Origin of the sequence: Acinetobacter sp. YH01022 (assembly GCF_013420235.1) — a bacterium.
Taxonomy (GTDB): domain Bacteria; phylum Pseudomonadota; class Gammaproteobacteria; order Pseudomonadales; family Moraxellaceae; genus Acinetobacter.
In genome coordinates, this window is sequence record NZ_VOYP01000027.1 from 23,453 (window position 1) to 43,753 (window position 20,301).

At 42.4% G+C, this 20,301-nt stretch carries 10 protein-coding genes; all 10 read right to left on the bottom strand.

The features are described from left to right. Positions 1 to 126 precede the first annotated feature (126 nt). Positions 127 to 4,857 (bottom strand): AAA domain-containing protein, encoded by a 4,731-nt coding sequence (locus tag FTT87_RS10785; protein WP_180174847.1) that lies wholly within the window; start codon positions 4,855 to 4,857, stop codon positions 127 to 129. A 63-nt stretch (positions 4,858 to 4,920) separates the two neighbouring features. Next, on the bottom strand, positions 4,921 to 6,960 hold the full coding sequence (gene brxL / locus FTT87_RS10790) for a protease Lon-related BREX system protein BrxL (RefSeq protein ID WP_180174848.1): 2,040 nt from the start codon (positions 6,958 to 6,960) through the stop codon (positions 4,921 to 4,923). 29 nt (positions 6,961 to 6,989) lie between these two features. Continuing rightward, positions 6,990 to 9,614, bottom strand: a complete 2,625-nt coding sequence (gene pglZ / locus FTT87_RS10795) for a BREX-1 system phosphatase PglZ type A (RefSeq protein WP_180174849.1) — start codon at positions 9,612 to 9,614, stop codon at positions 6,990 to 6,992. A 43-nt stretch (positions 9,615 to 9,657) separates the two neighbouring features. Further along, positions 9,658 to 13,197 carry a BREX-1 system adenine-specific DNA-methyltransferase PglX gene (gene pglX / locus FTT87_RS10800; RefSeq protein WP_180174850.1) on the bottom strand — a complete coding sequence of 1,180 codons (3,540 nt, stop codon included), beginning with the start codon at positions 13,195 to 13,197 and terminating at the stop codon, positions 9,658 to 9,660. A 46-nt stretch (positions 13,198 to 13,243) separates the two neighbouring features. Next, positions 13,244 to 16,924: a BREX system P-loop protein BrxC gene (gene brxC / locus FTT87_RS10805; RefSeq protein ID WP_180174851.1), complete on the bottom strand. Its 3,681-nt coding sequence runs from the start codon at positions 16,922 to 16,924 to the stop codon at positions 13,244 to 13,246. A 41-nt stretch (positions 16,925 to 16,965) separates the two neighbouring features. Then, positions 16,966 to 17,541 carry a DUF1788 domain-containing protein gene (locus FTT87_RS10810; RefSeq protein WP_002010699.1) on the bottom strand — a complete coding sequence of 192 codons (576 nt, stop codon included), beginning with the start codon at positions 17,539 to 17,541 and terminating at the stop codon, positions 16,966 to 16,968. Between the two features lie 16 nt (positions 17,542 to 17,557). After that, the gene (locus FTT87_RS10815; RefSeq protein WP_180174852.1) at positions 17,558 to 18,169 is read right to left on the bottom strand and encodes a DUF1819 family protein; all 612 of its coding nucleotides are present in this window, start codon (positions 18,167 to 18,169) and stop codon (positions 17,558 to 17,560) included. A 10-nt stretch (positions 18,170 to 18,179) separates the two neighbouring features. Next, on the bottom strand, positions 18,180 to 19,046 hold the full coding sequence (locus tag FTT87_RS10820; RefSeq protein ID WP_180174853.1) for a WYL domain-containing protein: 867 nt from the start codon (positions 19,044 to 19,046) through the stop codon (positions 18,180 to 18,182). Positions 19,047 to 19,166: 120 nt separating this feature from the next. After that, positions 19,167 to 20,168 (bottom strand): HNH endonuclease signature motif containing protein, encoded by a 1,002-nt coding sequence (locus tag FTT87_RS10825; RefSeq protein ID WP_180174854.1) that lies wholly within the window; start codon positions 20,166 to 20,168, stop codon positions 19,167 to 19,169. Further along, positions 20,149 to 20,301: transposase (locus tag FTT87_RS10830; protein WP_180042419.1), on the bottom strand; the 153-nt coding region annotated here is incomplete at its 5' end. The genes FTT87_RS10825 and FTT87_RS10830, both read right to left, overlap by 20 nt.

Here is a 20,301-nt window from a genome sequence, read left to right on the forward strand (position 1 = left end):
TTTCATTCTTCGCTACCTACTATAATTTTCTGAGAGATCAATCAATATGGAACTAAAGATTACTACTGTAATCTTTAGTTAGGTAAGTGTCCGCTAGCGAATCCATTTAAATACAAGCTAGTACAATTAAACAATTAACAAATCTTTGTCGATGTCACTTTCCGCACTCATTTCAGATTCGTCATCTACCCACACTTTGTGTTCTACATCTTGAATTAAGCTACTCATTCCATGTGTAGGTTTTATACCCATTGCATCAAGTTTTTCCTTTAATGACATAATCATATTTTCACGTTCAATGGACCAACTCGATGCAAAGCATCTCCAGAATGTCCATCCTGCGCGTTCTAAAGCACGTTGACGAGTCATGTCATCATGCCATTGTTCTGGCCCATGATAGCTATCACCATCACATTCAACAGCCAAACGCTGATCACCATCTGACTCAACGACTAAATCGATTCGATAGCTTCCAACCTTAATCTGTGGAGTAACTGTGTAACCCATTTCATGAAGTGTCGTAAATACAGATTTTTCAAACTCCGATTCACACAAGTCTAATTTTGCTTCAAATGATGCTTTTTGATCTTCTTGCAAATCATAAAAATGATTGAGTAAATTCAGCCTTAGATCTTTTGGAGATATATGATCACGACTCACGGAATGGACGAGATACATCCGTTCACGAGCACGGCTTGCAGCCACGTTGAATCTCTGTTCATGATCGGATCGACTCAAAGCATGACAATTCTGAGGATCTGCTACCATAGATAAGAAAATAATATCTCTTTCTGCACCCTGAAATGCTGAAGCATCCCCACAAGCAAATTGAACTTGGGTAAGAGTACCTGCACCAAATTCATTCAAAGCTTCTGATTGAATGAACTCAGCCTGCGCCGGTCCCAACAATGAGATCACACCGATTGATCTATTCGTGTATCGTTCATCTTTAAGAAGAAGTTTCATTTCCTCAATAATTGCTTTCGCTTCTATTCGATTAATATGTTTGCTATTTTTAGATTCTCTATACCCCTGCGGTGTATAAATTGCGACTAAAGCTGGACTTAACTGCTCAGATTTCTTCGATAATCGCATTGGCTTAATACGGTTACCATAAAAGTTTTTATTGCTGTAACTAATGATCGCAGGATGACAGCGGAAATGCTCTAGAAGCATCACACTTGACTCATAGATAGAAGAAGCCATGTCGTATAAAGACATATCTGGTGTTAAATATGCAGCATGTGGCTGACCATGTAGATAACGATTTCTTAATACATCAATTTGAGCACTTGCTAGACCGACATTACTCGGAGAAACTTGTTTATTATCCCCCACTACTAATAATTTTTTAGCACGCATTAAAACAGGTAATACGTCAATTGATGATTGTGATGCCTCATCCACAATCACTAAGTCAAAGAGGCCTAATTCAGCAGGCATAGATTCAGATACCTGAAGATGTGACATGACCCAGCAAGGAATAGCTGCTGTTGCCTCTTTAAGGGCTACTTGAGCATCTTTTCTATAACGTGGAGCATTCTTACCTGTCCCTTTTCCATAGTGTTGTACAGCAATTTTATAACGCTGTAATGCAACTAAAATTTTATCTGAGGCATTTTCCTTTAATGCCAGCCATGTCTTGTTTGCTGCCAATTGAGCATAATTTTGTGATAGATTCTTCTCGTGAATACGACGGCGCTCATACAAATTTTCAATTTGACCTGTATTACTAATGGCCATTACAAAAATCTCAAGACGTTTCCATTCCCAAGCCTCTAGCAATGTATTACGTAATACAGGATCCTCAATTTCTTCAGCGTACGGAATTTCAAGAATGTCTTTACTAACAATCAAAGCATTTGTTTTACTCAATCTAATACTGGCGGATTTAACTCTTTCAAAATCCTCAGTTAGATCTTTTAAATGTGATAATTTTTTTAATAGATCAGCATACTCTCCAAGTTCACTTTCATGTAATGAATTGGAATCAATCTGAGATACAATTTTTTGTAACTGATTTGATATCTTATTACCAAACTCTGATAAATAAAGGATTTGATCAGCCAGTTGTTGTTGATAGACTTCTAAATTAAATATTTTTAACTTCTGCCCTAACAATTGAATCAAGTCATCAATATTTTTAGGTAATCCGTAGAAATCAAAAGATTTAGCTCTCTTAAAAACTTTTAAATAATTCGCATTAAATTGATCCAAATATTTATTTTTTAAATCTAGGCATTTTTGGGTTCTACTGATGAGCTGCGTGAACTCTTTTAATATTTCATCGATATTACGATTATTTAACTCAATTAAAGGAATGTCTAATTGTGCGGCAATACTATTCCACTTGCTCATAAAGATATTAAGAGTCTGCTTTCTATCAAGATATTCTTTAAGTCTTTTCCATTCATCTGATGTATCAGGATATTTTCCAGAAACTTTAATTGACTTAAAAAGGTCTTGTAATTCAGCAGTACCAAAATGATACCAATTAAATGGCTTACCTGTATCAACAGCACGTTGAACAGCTTGATATTCTTTTGAGTTTGGTTGTATCTCAAAATTCAGCTCTATGGGATCAATTAGTAGCGTTTTCCTGTATTCCAATAAAGGCTGAACTTCTTGAATAAGGTTACTATAGATATCAAGTTCCATAGCCTTATCTTCTGCATTTATCTTCTTGAAATAGCTCAATAACCATGGTTCTGCATGATCAAGAACAAAGTTTAGATCTTCTAGATAAATCTTCAACCAATCTCTTAGCTCATTAATTTCTGATTCAGAAATAGTTTCCTTGAAATTATGTAGGTCATTTTGCTTTAAGAATTCCTCAATCTCATCTTTTTCTTTTAAGAACTCACTTAATTTCTTCAGGCTCGCCGAATCTAACAGCTTTTCAGGAGCTGGCAGAGGTCCATAATTTATGTATGGTAAGTTTGTACCTATTTTCTTCCTTGAGTCTCTCAATTGAATCAACTCAATCTGGGAAAAAGGAAACTGGTCTTTTTCCTCCAAAGTTAATTGGTCGGTAAACCATTCGCAGGATGCTCTACTTTCTAATACCGTTTTCACGATATCCATAGGTAATTTTTTATTACCATCTACCTCAATATTCTGATAATGCTTTTCTGCAAAGTTATATATTTCTCGATCAATCAAAGCCATTTCATGATGGTTATGATCTATTTGATGTTTTAGAACTTCGATCGTTTTTCGAACCTCTGCAACATTCATTTGAGTAATTTTTTGCACAATCAAATCGATTGAAGATTCAAGCTGATTTTTACTTTCTTTGCTTGAACCAATGCGACTGACTACTAAAGGCTTTAATTCATCAGGAATCTTTTCATGTACTGTTTTAAGGACATGTGACTGCTGTGCAGTTACCAGTACTTTTTTACCATTCGCCAAATAGTGGCAGATAATATTGGCAATACTATGTGTTTTACCTGTACCTGGTGGACCTTGCACTACTACACCACTGCTGGTTAGCAGATTCTGGACAATAGTAATTTGTTCTTTGTTATAAGGCAGCGGGAAATAAAGCTCTTCAACTTTTGATCCGAATCCTTCAGTACCAGAACGCCCCCTAAAACTATAAGTCTCTTTTTGATTAATATCGCTTTTTAATTCTGTCACTAACGATAAAGGTTGTTCAGGTATAGCCACTGAAGGGTCATTAAGTTTAGTTTTTAATAACTCAATGTCATCACTTAAAATAGAATTCCTTTTAGGACGACTAAACAATACTGATGTTAATGTCACCGCTAGACTTTTAGATGGTATAGCCCTATTTTCTGCCTCAACAATTGCTCCTTTTGAAAAAATATTCGCGACGAAGGCATCAACTAGATCAGAGTAAGTTTCGCCTTCAAATAGGCGTAATGAGCGACCATTATTTAAGTTTTCTTTTAAAGCTAATTTTACTTGTCCTGAAGTAGGCAGATCATCCTCTAATAAGATGGCATCCATTTCTATATTAATACGTGTATCTTTGGCACCTACACGTATTAATCCATTTTTTTCTATCTCCATTTCTAACGGGATAGTCATAAGAGGATATGAATAAGATTTTTGAGTCGTTGGAAGTACCCAGTCAACTAAGCCAAAGCCTGCAACAATTTCTTCACCATCACCTGTTCCACCTAAATTAATCGCTGTATTCCATGAGAATAATTTGTCGTAAACAACAATAGATTTTTTAATCTCATCGTTATTTTGTTTCCAATCTTCCCAAATATTTTGATAGCTTTCGAATTCTTTGAACAGCTCCTGAAGTATGTCAATTTTAGTAATCAAATCACATGCCACGCTACTGTAGGGCAAGCGGAATTGATGAACTTTTTTGAAAGATACAATCTTATTTAAACTAGAAAAATTAACAGTGGGTTCTTTTTCGGCATCTACATGAATGTAGGAAGAGAGTATTTCAGATGGTTTCGGCATCGATTGAAGCTGTAATCGTTCAATTTGGAACCACCAATCGTCATCATTCAGAATTTTTAAGCCACGAAGTTTTTCTAGATCATGAGAATAAAATCTATTACCACTCATTTCATATTGAATTTTTTGAGTATCCTCAGCTTGATGAGATACATAATCCAACAATTGAATCAGTTTATTTTTAACAATATCATTTAATTCAAGTTCAGAGTTCATCATTGGTCTTTCTAATTTTTTAACTGACGGAATTATAGCTAAAGACCAGCAAAAGGCTTCATCTTGTGAAAATATATCTTGATTTTGATATAAAAAAGCATTCACTTCTTTCTTTTCAATACCAAGAGTTTTGGCAATTTCTCTAGCAGTAAGTTTGGGCTGTTTAACCAAAATAGCTGTTATTAAATCCTTCATGTGATTCATATTTCCTAATCATTTCAAAAGCTTTTCTCTTTAATTGATTTATACAGAATCAACTTAATCCACACCCAAAGCTTTAAATACCGCATCCACCGGATCTGCATAAAAGCTGGTCTGGAACTTGGTAAACAGTTCCACAGGAATCGTAGGGATATCTGCCGCACTACTCATTGGTAAGGCAACCTTCTTGGCACCTGCATCAAAAGCTACTTGCAGACATTCGGCAATACTTTCCACCGGAGTCACAGAGCCACCTAGACTCATATCACCCAGTACCACCATCTGACTTTGTACCGATCGTCCTAATAGGCCAGAAGCAAACGCCACTAAACTTGGTAAGGCAAGATGGCTGAGCGGCCCGGTATTCTGTAATTCAACCACATGTAAGTGGAAGTCATGTTCCAGCACCTTACTGCCACCCGATATTCTGGATGCATTGGCCTTGAAGTAGTCAAATGCGATCTTGACCTGCTCCTTGGCACTGCTTGAATTCCATAAGCCTGATGTCGCCAATTTTCCTGAACCTTTGGTCACTTGAAGTTCTAACCGGTATAACCCCGGCATGCCTTTATTACTGAGCCCGATGGTATATAAGAAACCTGGCTTGGCTGGACCTTCGGGAATCAGTCCGCCACCACCCTGCTCTTTGACTGATACAAAATGTTCTTCGAGCGTCTCATTATCAATGTAGCTGAAATGAACATCATAGAATTCCATACCACCAATTTTCTTCAGCTGTTCTTTGACCCGACGGCGCACCTGCAGTGCATATTCCAGGCATTGCCGTACATCTTCTTTATTAAATTGACCATGTGGGTAGAGCAGCTTCATCAATCCAGAAACCGTCTTGCGAACGGCAATCACATCGCGCTGATTCAGGTTATTCCCTAGCTTGAAGTACTTCTCAATGGCATCCGCAAAACTACGCTTACGCATTTCCCGGAAGAATTCAGCCAGATAATCAACGATTAGACCATAACGGTTAGTAAAGAATTCCGGACGCATTTTTGGAATTTCCCAACCCGGGATATAGGCATGAAAGCGATCAAAGAATGCTGAATCGATCATTGCTTCAGGGAACGGCGCCAAGAGATGGCTGGTTTTAACCAGAGATTCCACACTTTGGTTGATATTACCCACAAAAACCATCGAAGCTGAGGCTTCCATCTGTTCACGACCACGGGCAAAAGATCCTGAGGCCATGTAGTCTTTCATGATCTGAACGCCATCTTTGTCCTTAAAGGAAATACCGGCAACTTCATCAAAAGCCACCACATCCCACAACCCCACCAGACCAATACGGCGGCTACTCATGTTATAGAACAGGTTGGCCACGGTGGTTTGTCCACCGGAGACTAAAATACTATTCGGTGAACACTCTTTGTAAATATGGCTTTTACCGGTACCGCGTGGTCCCAGTTCACAAACGTTATAGTTATTTTCAACGAACGGAACCATACGCGCTAATAGGTGCCATTGCACGTCCTCTTTTAACGAAGCCGGTTCCATGCCGATCGAACGGATTAAACTCTCGCGCCACTGATCAGTGCTTAATGCTGCTCTGCCACTGAAAAGTTCATCCATATTCATATTCGGCATTTGAATCGGCTTGAGTAAACTCACCCCAAATGGAGAATTGGTTTGTCCTTCTTCAAAATAGTAACTGAGCGTAGCAATGACCCAGATACCACCAACAAGTAATTTTTCATACTCTTTGACGATGCCTGCCGAGATTTCGGCATCTTTGATGCCCAGATTACTAAATGATGCTTCGTATTTGTCTTTACGCTCATTCAGTTTTACAGTCACCCGATCAATGACCTTATAACTGCCCCGTTCACGGACCAGGGATTTCACCTTCTCGGCTTCATCCGGTCGGACGTAGTTCTCAGCCAGTACGGTCTTTACGTTACGTAGTCCCTGTTCAATGATCTCTGGATCATCCGAGGCACAGTACATCCCCAGCAGGTATTCGAGTACATAGACAGGGACATTTGCCCCTTCTTTGATCAGTTTAGTCAGATCCTTACGTACCACCCGCCCAGCAAAGTGTTCATTCAGCAGCTGATCCAGTTCTTTATCGTTAGCAGATTCCATGTAGGCTACGCTCTATCGTTAATTCGTTATCAGGAGAAGTCATCGGTAAATGCCAGATCAATGGTGACCTTATAGCGTTGCATTTCGATATTCAGGTCTTTGTCCTTCAGCACTAGGAAGTAATCCTTCTTACGGTCAAAATCAGTACCGGATAATGACAGTCTGACCTGTTTGACCCGATCGGCAACAGAGTCGGTACTGCTATCAAAAGTCAAGGTTTCTTCACTGGAAACTTTAAGATCCCCATCATAAATGGCAATGGATAAAGTCACTGGCATGACCAGCTCACTGACAGCTTCGGTTTGCATCAAATCAAACTTCTGGATGTTATTGACCATCTTCAGCGTGGATTTGGTAGAAATGACCTCAACTTTACGCTTGGTCCGCTGTCCAGCCTTTTCACCACGCAGCTGTTTTACTGTCAGTACAGGCACTACGATTTCCTGAGGCATGATTCCGCCATGTACGAAACGTGAGCCTCCCACAAAATGGAAACGGTTCGCCCCTTTTGGAATCCAGAAATCAGTCGCAGATAGTGTACCTGCCGTAGCTTGGGTTGAGCCTTTCCATGCTTCCTTGCTCTCTGGTAAACCATGCCCAATCACATAGCGTTTCTTGCTCTTCAATGCATTGGTCGGTTTTTCAGTCAAGCTTGAACGATCCGCAGATTCCAGTTTACTTTGCTGGAACAAGAAGCCATGGTCGGCTGTAATCAATAGGGTGGAAATATTAAAGTGCATTAAAATTTTGCGGCTAAGTTCGGTCAGTTCTTCAATGGCATGTTCCACCGCCATAAAGGTTTCTGATTCTGTAGAGGCACTGTCTCCCCGAGCATCGATCACGTTGTGATAAACGTAAATCAGCTCATGGTCTTTGAGTGCTTCACGGCCTTCATCACGCGACCAACCTTTTACCGTTTCAGCGGTAACCGCCAATCCATTATAGGCAGCCAGAATTTTGGATCGTGCTGCAGTCCCTTTGCTGGACTGCCCATCTACTAAAACATCATCACCTGCGGCCTCTTTGTACTCCAAAGTCTGATGCGGCAACAACGAGGCCATGCCAAGTGTGGTGTAACTTGGGACAACGCCCAGCTGTGAAGACAATGTCGCTTCAGAATAACGCTTTTCATTGATACGATCACGCAGCTCTACCGCAGCTTCATAACGGAAAGCATCACTGATAATTACCACGATACGGCGTTTCGTTGCAGAATTGAGTAAGGGTTTGACGTGGGTATCGTAGAAGTTCTGCTGATTTGGGATATCTGCCACTTTCCAGACATTCAAGCGTTGCTCAGCTTCAATCCGATCTCCCCAGTTTCGTGCCAGGTGATCAATAAACCAGTAGGAATAGCAATTTTCGACTTCTTCATCGAGTTTTTTCAGGATATCGACATGCGCTCGCTGAGAGGCTGCACTGTAATGGCGATAGGCCATATCAAAACGATACAGCTCCTGCTCGTAGGCTTTATACAAGGCTTCGCTAGAGTCGAAATAGAAACCGGCATCAAACTGTAGTCGCAGACTGAACAGGTCAATGGCTGCCTGCAACGCTGTATAGATCGTGCGATATTTACGGCGTATTGCATCATCCTTATGTTTGGAAGCCCAATAGCCATCCAGACGGGTAGAAATAATCGTTCTGAAATGTTCCAGTTCAGCTTTGGTTGCTGCAGGGATCTGGCTGGCCAGATCGACAATGATCTTTTGTTCAATCACTTCAAAAGTCATGACATCCAGCAGCTGCTCCAGATCAAAGGCCCCGACCTTCTCCTGGATCCGCAGTGCATTTGCCACGGTCTGGGAGAGTGTATCGAAGGTTGGGTAGTATTTGGAACTGTCTCTCCAGCGCGACAAAAAGGCTCTGGCTGTTGCACGGGAGCTGACAGAAGACATTACCAGTTCTTGAGCCCATAGCGGTATATCGCCCAGGCTTTCACAGAAACCTGTAGTCATCAAACGGATAAAGAACGTACCGAGCTTGAATGGTGCTTCCCCATTCAACTCTTCAACCGATGCTGGATAACCAATTTCCGTCTGTAATGCTGTGACTAAAGCTGGCACCAATTGGAACTTTTCCAGTTCAGCAAAGGATTCCGGATTCACCTCCAGAGCCAAATTCTGCTGTACCATTTCATCTGCCAGTGCCAGGACAATATGCATCAGCTCGGCACTGTCAGCCTTGACCACAGCCGCAATCATGGCCATGTCCAGATCCTGTTCATCTGCATCAGGCTGGATATAGCGTTTCAATGTACTCAGACGGGCTTTGGCTTTAAGGAATTCTTCACGTTTGGCCAGATGTTCTCTTAGACTCTGCTGCTGTAAACCCAGCTCATTGAAAATAATCGAGAAACGATCGGCATAGAAGCTGCGTGAATAGAGCTTGATGTCCAGTAACCAGTCTTTTTCGGTTTCAGGCTCAGGGCTAGGGAAATACAGCAAGTATTTACCCTGCTGATCTTGCAGTTCTAGTTTGAGCTTGATCGCCAGACTCGACTCTTCTGCCATATTCAGAATCTGGACATCATTCAGCTTTAACGCTTGTACTTCGTCGTTAAAGGACTGTTCCGCATCGTACCAGAAGACAATCCGGTGCTGTTCAATATAAAAGGCTTGTTCCAGACCTTGTTGTAGTTGACTTAAATTCATGCAACGACCTCATCAAGGTCTAGTACCGGAGAAAAAGTATTCATCATTTCTCCCCCGTAATCGCTTTGACTTCAGCCAACAAGTCCCCAAACCTACCATAGTTCACTTTCACCCCATCATCCAGATCTAAAGTAATACGCTGATCGGCATAATGGCGTAGTTTTTCTTCAAAGCTACTGAGTTCAGCCTGTTGCTTATGCAGTTCCTGCAGTTTTTTCTCGATGCGCTTAATTTCAGCCGCAGAGTCACTGCTTTCTTTTGCTGTTTCCAGAGAGTTGGCATAGGCAGCCATTTTGGAAATCAGCGGCATGACGTATTCGGTACGCATACGTGCCAAGGTACTTTCGTTATAGCGGTGCAAGTACACCAACGCCTGGAAAGCGCCCTGTTTACCGCTGCTGAATAACCAGTAGATCGGGCGCTTTTTATAGGTCTGCATATGGTCTTTGTAGAACTTGCTGGCGAGGTAACGGCGAATCGTGTCTTCAGCCGTTTCACTGGCTTTTTTATCCAAGCTTTCAGCCAGCCATTGCATATTGGTATCCAGTGTATCTTTACCCCACACTGCAGTTAAGAACTCTTGGATACGATGGGTGGCATCATCTTCGAACCAGTGCATTTCGGTCAGCGGAATAATGCCGTCTGCATCGGCAGGGAATTTCTGATAACGGCTGGCATCAAAGTCTTGATTGCCTGCATGGGCATAGATCAGACCTGATTCATCCAGGCTATAACGTCCCATCATGCAACCAATTGCATAAGACACTAAACGCTGGCTGTCTTTTTCACGGTTGGCACGGGTCAGCGTGATTTGCTCATCCGGTACATCTGGTGTCAGTTCGTCCTGTAAGCCATAAGCGTCAATAAACAGCTTATTATTTTCTTCTTCCAGACGTTTCATCTCAGCCACGGCGTCAGCATTTTGCTTTTGCCATATATTAAATGCTTGTCTTAAATTTGGTTGATGAGTACGAATCAATGGGTTTTCTATAAAGTCCCAAGATGTTTCGTAAGAATTCCAATCATTTTGACTTAATCTTACTAACTGATTAGCTATCAACCTAGAATCTAAAACTCTCTTTAAAGGTAATTTTGCAATAATACCTTGATTGAAATTAAGTGTTTGAGAAATACACTGAAGTAAATACTCACTAACTACAGAGTTTAAAAATGCTAAATCACTAAGTAGGTAATCTACGCTATCACTAAATGATTTAGAGCCACCATTACTAAATATATGCCCTTCATTTGTAAATCTTACTGATAGTTTTCCTGAAGAAATTGAGGACCAAGTAATACCTTTTTGAAAGTATTTATCTCTGTTGATTACTCGACCATTAGATCCAACTTTTGCATCTGGAGTATCATCAATGTACTTACAAACTGCATAGCCATTATTTTCATAATTAACAACAGCATCATTATTTCCAAACCATTTACGAAATTCACCACCTTTATCATATGGAAACCATTTCATATTACTAGATTTAGCATCTTGTTCAGATAAAGCATCTGTTTTCATTTTGGTTCTTGAAACTTCAAACCATAGCCTTACAAATAGATCATTATTTGTTGTAGCCATCCCTTGTCTTGGCTTAGCCAAGCTGTCAAAACTTGGAAGTTTCTGAAAAATATTATGAATTTTTTCATTTACCCAAAATACGATTGGGCTACTAGGAATCTTCTTAAAGTCGTCTGGTTTAGTTTTTACATTACGTTCATTTAGACTAGGGAATTGTTTTGGGATGCCATCTTCTGTGAGTTCAAAATACCTAAAGCAATCAAAATCCCCAATTAATCCATTAATTTTATTTTTCTGAAGAATAGAAACAGAAATACCAAAGCTAATTCCCATAGCTGTTGGACCTTTGCCGTCATAAGGTAATTGAATTAGGCTTACAAGAGAATTATTAGAAAGTAGCTTTTCACGCATCGCTTCATAAGACGATAAGAACATCCAGCTTTGCATGGTCACCATGCTGTTGAAGCCACTGTCCTTACACCATGCAAAGCCACGCTCAATAAACATGGCAAATAGGTCTGACTTGCTGTCTGGAAATTGCTTTTTCGCAAAATCCTTCAGTGCTTTATTCATTCCTTTACCGCCCATATACGGCGGGTTGGCAATCACTGCATCATATTGCTGAGCCAGTAATTTAGCTTGTTGTACTAAAGGCAATAACTCTTGTGCTGACTGCTGTGCAAAAATATCTCCTGACTCTAATGCTGCATTCAGCTTGGTTTCTAAATCAGACAGCTTTTTAGCGAATGTTTGAGGGATTTGAATCAAAGAACCAAAGGTCGAAGCATGTTCAAATAGATCCAACAGTTCTTTTAAATCTGCCTGCGCAATACCGGTACTGGCCAAATCCTGACTGAATGCTTCTAAACGTTCAGGTTGGCTATCCTGTAACGCAATAATATTCAGCCTCAGTGGACTGCTAAATAAACGGCGGTCATCCTCACGCGCTTTCATTAACAGCGCAAAACTGGAGAGCTGTGCAGCACGGGTATCAATATCAATCCCGTACAGGTTATTTTCCAGAATCAACCGTGGAATATCACGGCTGCGGTAACCACGTTCTAAGTAAATCGCTTTTAAGCAGTCATAAGCTTCCACCAGAATATGCCCCGAACCACAAGCCGGATCTAGTACCGTAATGCTTTCAGGGTTTAAAGTATCGCCATCTTCACTGATACGGACATTAATCAGCTGTTTTAACTGTGCATTGACTTCATCGGTCTGTTCCGCTGGTTGAATATAGTATTCCCACTCACTGGCAAGCGTACTGTCAGGCTGTGCCATCAGCCATAAACGACCAACACTGTTCTGTACCAAATATTTTACAATCCAGTTTGGAGTGAAGAGTTGCGTCGCTGCAGGAATGTCTTCACTTTTAACAACCTTACCAATCACCTGATCTTTCTTTTCAGAAATATAGAATTGATACAGCCAGCCAATAATCTGCACATCCGACCAGTCTTCTTCTGGAATACTGCTGACCAGATCACGGATCAACGAATCGGTTTTGGTCAAATTGTCAGGTAATAGTAGTTCAGATTCATCAGACACCTGTTCGAACAGGAGTGGCATGACCTGATTCAACGCATGACACTGAGCCAGTAACAGCTCCCGATACAGTTCTTCGTCTTTATTGCCATCCAGCTTGAGTTCAGCCACACGGCTGGCATTTAAACCTGGTAGGTCAATATCCAGACATTCTTCCAGAATCTGTGGCAAGCCTGCACTGCCATCTGCACTACTGAGCACACGGCGACCATGATCCAGTAAGCCTTTGCATTCCATGTAGCGAATCGCACAAAGACGGTTAAACCAGCTATAAGCGATATAATCAATCGTCTGCTCAAAACTGCTGGTTTGAATGCGCTTGATCAGCTTGTCACGTGGTTTCATGACTGATAGCGGAAAAACCTGATCGCCAATCAGCAGCAAGTCGCCTTTCTGTTCTGCCGGTAAAATGCGGTCTGCGGTGATGCCGTATTTGGCCGCTTGCTTGCGCATCGCTGCGATAAAATCGTTACGTGCTTGCGGTGCGTATTTTTTAATATGACTGGTATTCATCTTTAAACCTTTAATTAATGACTGATGCCGATATCCCTAACCCGAGTTAGCGGATACGCACACGCTTTTTATCACTCACGATTTTTTTCAGTTCAGCTTTGAGTGCGTCTACAAACTGATCCACTGACTCTTCTGTTTCCAGATAGACACTGCTGGAGCTTTTGCTGTAAATGCTAGCAACATCAACTTCTACCACTGGTTTCGGTGGCACTACCGCGATCGCAGGCTTTACAGGACTCGCAGCAGGTGTTGATGTAACTGGGCTGGCGGTGGTTGCAGTGTTGGTTACACGCTCTGCTTTGCTCTGAGCCAGTTGTGCCGCTTTGGCCTGACGCTGGATTTCCGCCTGAACTTCGCTTTCCAACTCATACAAGCCTTCATCAAAACGCTCCACGGCGGTTTGGGTTTGCAGCATATAGATGGTGGACAGGCTAGTTTCCACTTCAATATCCGTTTTGAGCAATTGCAGCGGACGCAGTAGCTTGTTACTCAGCTCAGCGGTGGCAATACCACTGTTTTTAATCTCGGCTTCCAGCTGCTTGATCTTGTCATCAATGTGTTCTATCGCCTGATTGCGCTTCTCAGTCAGCAATTGCTCATTGACGCTTTCCACTGTACGAACTAAATCAGCGACTTTATTTAACAGGCCATAAGGCGATTCGAGGGTGGCAATACGATGTAATTCAGAGAGGGCTTTTTTTGCCACATCATCACTGCCCAGTGCCTGTTTGTTTTTCTCAAAATGACGTATAGCCTGTTGCAGTTGTTGCCAGCTTGGCATCTGGTTGCTAAAGAATTCATGAATGTCACGATAATCTTCTTCCAGATCCAGATAGTCGTCCTTGTTCTCAACCACGGCCTTAAAAAAATCGAAGCTGTCGCTATTGGCCAGCAGACGTTCCAAAGTCAGAATCGACTTTTCAATCACTTTCTTGCCTGGGAACTGTCCGACATCAGTTTTACTCTTATAGGACTTAAAGTTAGCTAACCAAGTCTTAAAATGCTGCAAATAGAATTCAAACAGCTCTTTCTCTGTCGCTGGTCCCATAGCCGAGAACAGTTCTTGGGTGAGTTGGCGCGCCTGTTTCAATACCTGATCATCAGTTTGGCGCTTTTTAATGATCGATACATCACGGCGACGGCGGCTGTTCTGTAAAGGCTCAAAGGCATCTTTTAACTGTAAGCTGCCGCCATTTAATTGCAATGAAATCCGCCCCATTGCCGCCAGCTGACCTACCAGCAATAAAATCTCGGCATCTGGCCAGCCATAAGGGCGTTTGGCAAAACGATCTATCACATCTGAGACTAGAATACGCTCTGTACCAGTGGCCCGCAGTGCAATGTACTGCTCCACTTCCTGTAGGGCTTTGGGATTGCTCTGACCGCCATCCAGAGACAACCCGAGCTGCGCCATATCATCCACAGTCAAGACGGCGTTCAGTTCACGCCAGGCATCCTGCTGATAGACCTGCAAATAGCTCAGTTTGGTATAAGTGTTTTCCAGCAAATAACGACAAGCCTCATCCAGCTTGGTGGTTGGACTTGAAGATGAAAGTTGTAGATGCTGCCCTAGGGCATAACTCTCTGCATCTAATAGCATCTCTTCAATTCGAGCAAGTAGGCGTTTTTTACGTTCCTGATTTTCACGGCCACGGTCTGCCAAGATACGGCTGATATCCGATTGGGTGCCATCATCATTCCAACGAATAAATTTATTGGTTTTCAGCCAGGTGCGCAGCTCATTAAAAAACTGTTTATCGTCTGCCAGTTTAAACAGCACTTGCCCTTCGGCCTCGGCGCTTTTACCAATACAGAAAGCTTCGGTATAGAGGTTATATTCAGTATCCAGTGGAGAAATGATCTCAACTTTTAAATCGCTCTCATACTTGCCATCCAGGCTATGACTATCCAGGAAACGTCCAATCTGATAGTCCATCTTATTGGCCTGATGGCGGTATTTGTTCTGATCCCGCAGTAAATCTTTAAAAACAAACTCGGCTAATGCTTTATTTTCTTCTGAAGCTGCTAAGTCAGTGGCTTTAATTTTGCGGGTAATATCGCGTTCTTCATTGGTCAGGAACAGGAACTCATCACCATTGCGGGTAATCAGGCTCTCTTTTTCCAGGCGCAGCAGGCTTTCTTCAATCCGCTTACGTAATGCCAGCTTATCTTCATCAATTTTTTCAATCGACAAAGTGACCAGGTTATCCAGCGTACCTTTAATAATATCGACATAGCGGATCATGAACAGGGTGCGCAGCATCTGCACATCAAAACCATCCAGGGTCTTATTCTGCCCTGCCTGGTCGATGGTACGCTTCACTGCAGTATCCAGGAATCCTTCGACTGAGGCATAGAAGCGGTGGAAAGGAACCAGTGCACCGATTTCATCTGTGGCAATCGCATTGGCAGCCATCTGGAAGGCATCCAGCATGGAACGCTCACCATAGGCTAGGTGTGCACCGGTCGCACCGACTTTACGGATTTCTTCAAAAACTTTCTGCACCAGCTGGAAATGGTACGGCGCAAAAGGATAGTTATTGATAAAGCTGTCTGGACCCTCATAGTTCTTGAGTGTTGGGCCTGAACGGTCAAAGGTGATCTGGTTTTTTAAGATATCGCCCTTTTGCTCAAACACTGATCTGAGCAGTGCTTCAGCTTCCGGGGTTTTACGTAATAAACGTTTTTGAATAACTTCATCGGTATTGGAACTGGACAGCGATAAACGGGTTTTAAAACGTCCAGCAATCTTGGAGAAGTCATTGGCTTTTGAAGAAGACATCTCACCTAAAACAGCATCGATGTCTGCCTGCGAGGTGACGATAATCCAAGCGCGGCCTTTACAGATCGTACCCAAGTTTTCAGTAATGGTTTGCAGTGTCAGCATCAAGCGGGTATCGCTGCCAATAAACTGCCCCACTTCATCGACCAAGAACAACATGCGTTGCTGGGGTCCTTTGCTGTCCAGGTATTCTTTCACCCACTGACAGAAGTTTTCCACTGAAACACTAAAGGTCTGCTCAGAATCCTCAAACCACTTGTGTGCAGCTTCAGCGGATAAATTGAGGGCCTGGGAAATCGCGGTTTCGACATCATCCTGATAGAACTGATAACCGTCACGCTCCTCTAGCCAAGACATGCCGCTAGATTCTTCAAACGCCTGTTTAAAGCGCTCATACACCCCTTTCTGGCTCAGGTGACGTTCCATATGTGCAATATGTGGATGGTCAGCACTAAAACCCTGATACTCGTTAAACACGCGTAAAAACACATTCAGAATCGGATTGCCGTCATCATTGGAACTGGCTTTACTGTCGATGTTAAACAGGATGACATCGGCATGATGGCTAACGGCCTTGCCAATATCCGCACGGATAAACGCATCACGGATTTTGCTTTCATCAAAGAATTCTGCAGCACTGCGTTCGTTACCTTCCGCGTCACGTACCACTTTATTGGCCAGAATATATGACAAGGTTTTCAGGAAGTGTGATTTACCTGAACCAAAGAAGCCTGAAATCCACACACCGACTCGGTTGGCAATCGAAGGATCGCTTAGATCTGTGCCATAAGACTGGAAAAAGTCCCGAAAATGCTTTTCCAGTTCATTGGTGACCACATACTCATCGAGTTCCTGATAAACCGTAGTATTGTCATTCTGGTCTGCTTTTACGACCCCGTTAATCGCACGATCTAATGGCTTGTAAAAAAGTTCTTTAATGTTCATCTCAATCAATTCCCCCGAATTTTTATTTCTATTTGCCGTGTTTAAGGCACTAATCTGAATGCTCTGTAGTAATTATTGCTTGGAATTTTTCCAAATAAACTCATCGCTTGACCGTCGTAATAACCTGGGTAAAACAGCACCACTGGCTTATGCCCCAGTAACGAATGCAAACTGTTCAATAAGTGATGGGCACGTAACAGTGGCCAAACCGACCCTACCCCAGTCATCAACACAATATCTTGTGCATTGGTGGCATATTTACTCACCAGATAGGGCGCGAACTTATCCATATGCAGTGGGCCTTTCAGCGCTTTGAGCAGCGCCTCATCGCCTTTGGCTTTTTGCATTTGAATGGCTTTATCGATGAAGTTACGCTCAGCCAGATAATCCACCACGGCTTGCAGCAGGTTGATATTCACCACCTTCAGCTGACTGTGTTTTTTCTCCAGCATCCCGTCTAGAAAATGCAGATATTCGCGCACTTTCAACTCATCTTCAGGTGCATAATCAAAAATCCAGAAGCCAATTTCATTGCCCAGTCCTTGCCCGGTGAGAAACTCGGTGGAAAGAATTCGCTCTGGAATCTGGTTCAGACGCTCATGTATTGTTTGACTCATTGCTGCCCCTCTACAACTACCGCGTCCATAGCGACACTTCCATAGATCTTTTAATGCGTTGTTTATAATGTTCTTCCAACAGGCTACGCAGCTCTGTTCTGACGATCACACGCTGCAACTCCAGCTTACGGGTACTTTTTAAGTAACCGGCTTCTGCCAGCATGCGAAACACCACCTGCCCCATTTTTTTCTTGCTGGACTCTTTCCAATCACAGATATCCGGATCGCGTTGTGAGCGTTCATCCAAAAAATCTGACCAGATATAACTGTCCAAGTGTTGCGCCTGGGAGATATAGGCATCCCTCATCACCGTTTCCATAAACTCAAGCAGCAACAGGTTGCGTTCCAATGCGCCACAAAAAGCCACCTGGGTCGCCAGCTCATCATCCCCATCACGTAGTGCTTTCCAGAAATCAGGCTCCAAGCGCTCCAGACGCTTACGAATAGCGGTGGCATTGCGTTGAGCTGAAGCAGGCGTTCTTTTTTGCAGAATATTGTCCACCTGAATCGCCTGATGCCATTGTTCTGGAGTCGCCTCACGCAATAACAGATCCGCGATTAACCGACTTTCACGCACCATCAGTGAACCACCAATCAGGTCACTGTCATAATGAAATTGTTCTAACATGGCCAATCTCCTATGAGGCCTGATCAAACAGATAAGACGACAGTTTTTCGATATCTGAACGTTGTAGTACCAAGGGATATTTCAAGGCATCATCTGCTTCAGCCAGCGTGATCGCAGCCTGATATCGCTGCAAGGTATAGTGAGCCAGGGCTTTTTTGACCAAAATCTGTAATCTGCCCTCTGGCATGCCAAAGTCTTTTTCGACCAGGGCTTGTTGTGATGGGTTCAATTTGGGATTGGGCATCAGCGTCAGCATGATTTCTTCATGCCATTGCTGATCCTGAGCAGGGTCTACTGACTCAATCGCCACCGCAACAGGTGTGCGATCAATTCTGGAGAGTAAAAAGTCCTTAAACTGCTTGCTCTGATGGCAATAGGCACGGACATGCCAACGGAAGCCGGTATACACCAGGGTATGCGGGGAAATCATGCGCTCATGCCACTGCGGATTCTGCATGGAGGCATAAATAATTTTGAGACAGCCTTGTGTTCGACAGGCACGCAACACCTCCCTGATGACTTCAGGACGCACACTGCGATCGGGTAACTGGACCGCTGAGAGATTCGGTTCTGGTGTCGCAATCAGGGCATGTGATTCACTGACCAAGCCCGAGAGCATATTGAGATACTCATTGATATGAGCTGTAGTCAGTACAGGCTGGAAGCTGGCTTTAGGCACATAACCCTTGACGGAGGGGTCATGAATCAAGGCATCGGGGTTATACAGCGTATTATAGCGCTTGATATCCGCAGAAGCCTGCTGTCGACTCAGCCCAAACCAGCTCATCAAACGATTGGTAACCAAACGACCTTCCCAGTAAGCAAGCAGCTCGATGGCTCGCATTCGTAGCAGGACTTCATGCTTATCTGTCGTCATATACCAATCAGTCAATAAATAAGATTTCTAAGATTACCCTACAGCAAATATACAGTAAACATTTTTGACGGTATTTTTAAAGCAATTGGATTTTTAGTCTAATCTCAGGGGAGCCATAATTTATTTGCTGTTTGCACCCATCCACATCAAATAATTATTTTCTTTACCCTGTGCATAAGCCCACTCAGCCACCTTACGTGAGCGTTCTTTATCGGTCAGAAATCCCAACACAGATATCCGATCCACAATAATCAAATCCTGTTCTTCATTACGCTCTAGCCACTTATGCAAAAACTCATCAGATGCGAGTAGATTACTTTTCTTAGAATTACAGCTTGAATCTGCCAACACGAAGTTATGACCTGTATCTGATGGATACATAGACCATGGAATGAAATGATCAACGGTGTAATTGCCATTGCGCATCGGTTTATTGCAGTAGAAGCATTTACAGTCCTGTAGCTCGACCAACACATTAGCCACAGCATTTAATTGGTTCCGACTCGGCTCAAACATGAATTGTTCAAGATTCGGCAACTGATTCAAAATAGGTGCATTGCTGCTGTTCTTACGGATATAGTCAATCCAACGTTTCTGACAAAGTTCTTCAATGATCTCACTGAACTGTCGTAAGCAAAACATGACTTGAGGCAAAAGGATGAGCTGCTTTCCACACCGATCAAGCTGATATAAAAACTCAAAATTTTGACCATTGATGTTTTGCAGATAACGGACTGGCATGTCTTTTACAGTGCGAGCGACATCTTTAACTAGCTTCAACCACACTAATGAGTCCCTTCTTAACAACCCTAAAGAAGAATAATTCTTTCGAAGCTGAATGATTCTATTCACAATGGCTGCTTGCCTACCATTATTCTGATTTAAGATGAGTTGGCCTTCATCATTAAAGGTATATGGCACTGCTTGCTTCCAATATAGCTCAATAAATTTTTCAGCAATATCCGTATATTCGATTGATAGACTCTCACCTGAATCTTTACCTTTTTCAATAGCTAATCGGCTTAGGCTAATCAGCAACGCAAATTTATAGGTGCTACTAAAACTACCCGACTGTAAAATCAGCTGAATATTTTTTAAGAACCTATCCAGAATATTTTCTATGCAAAAGTAGCCTTAAAAAGGCTAAATTAATGAACTGAAGGCTCGTATTTAGGTGCTTTTCACAGTTTTTCCAGAGCCTTCTGCATTTTTCTAACCAAGCAAATGATCTTTCCACAACCCAGCGTTGTGGAAT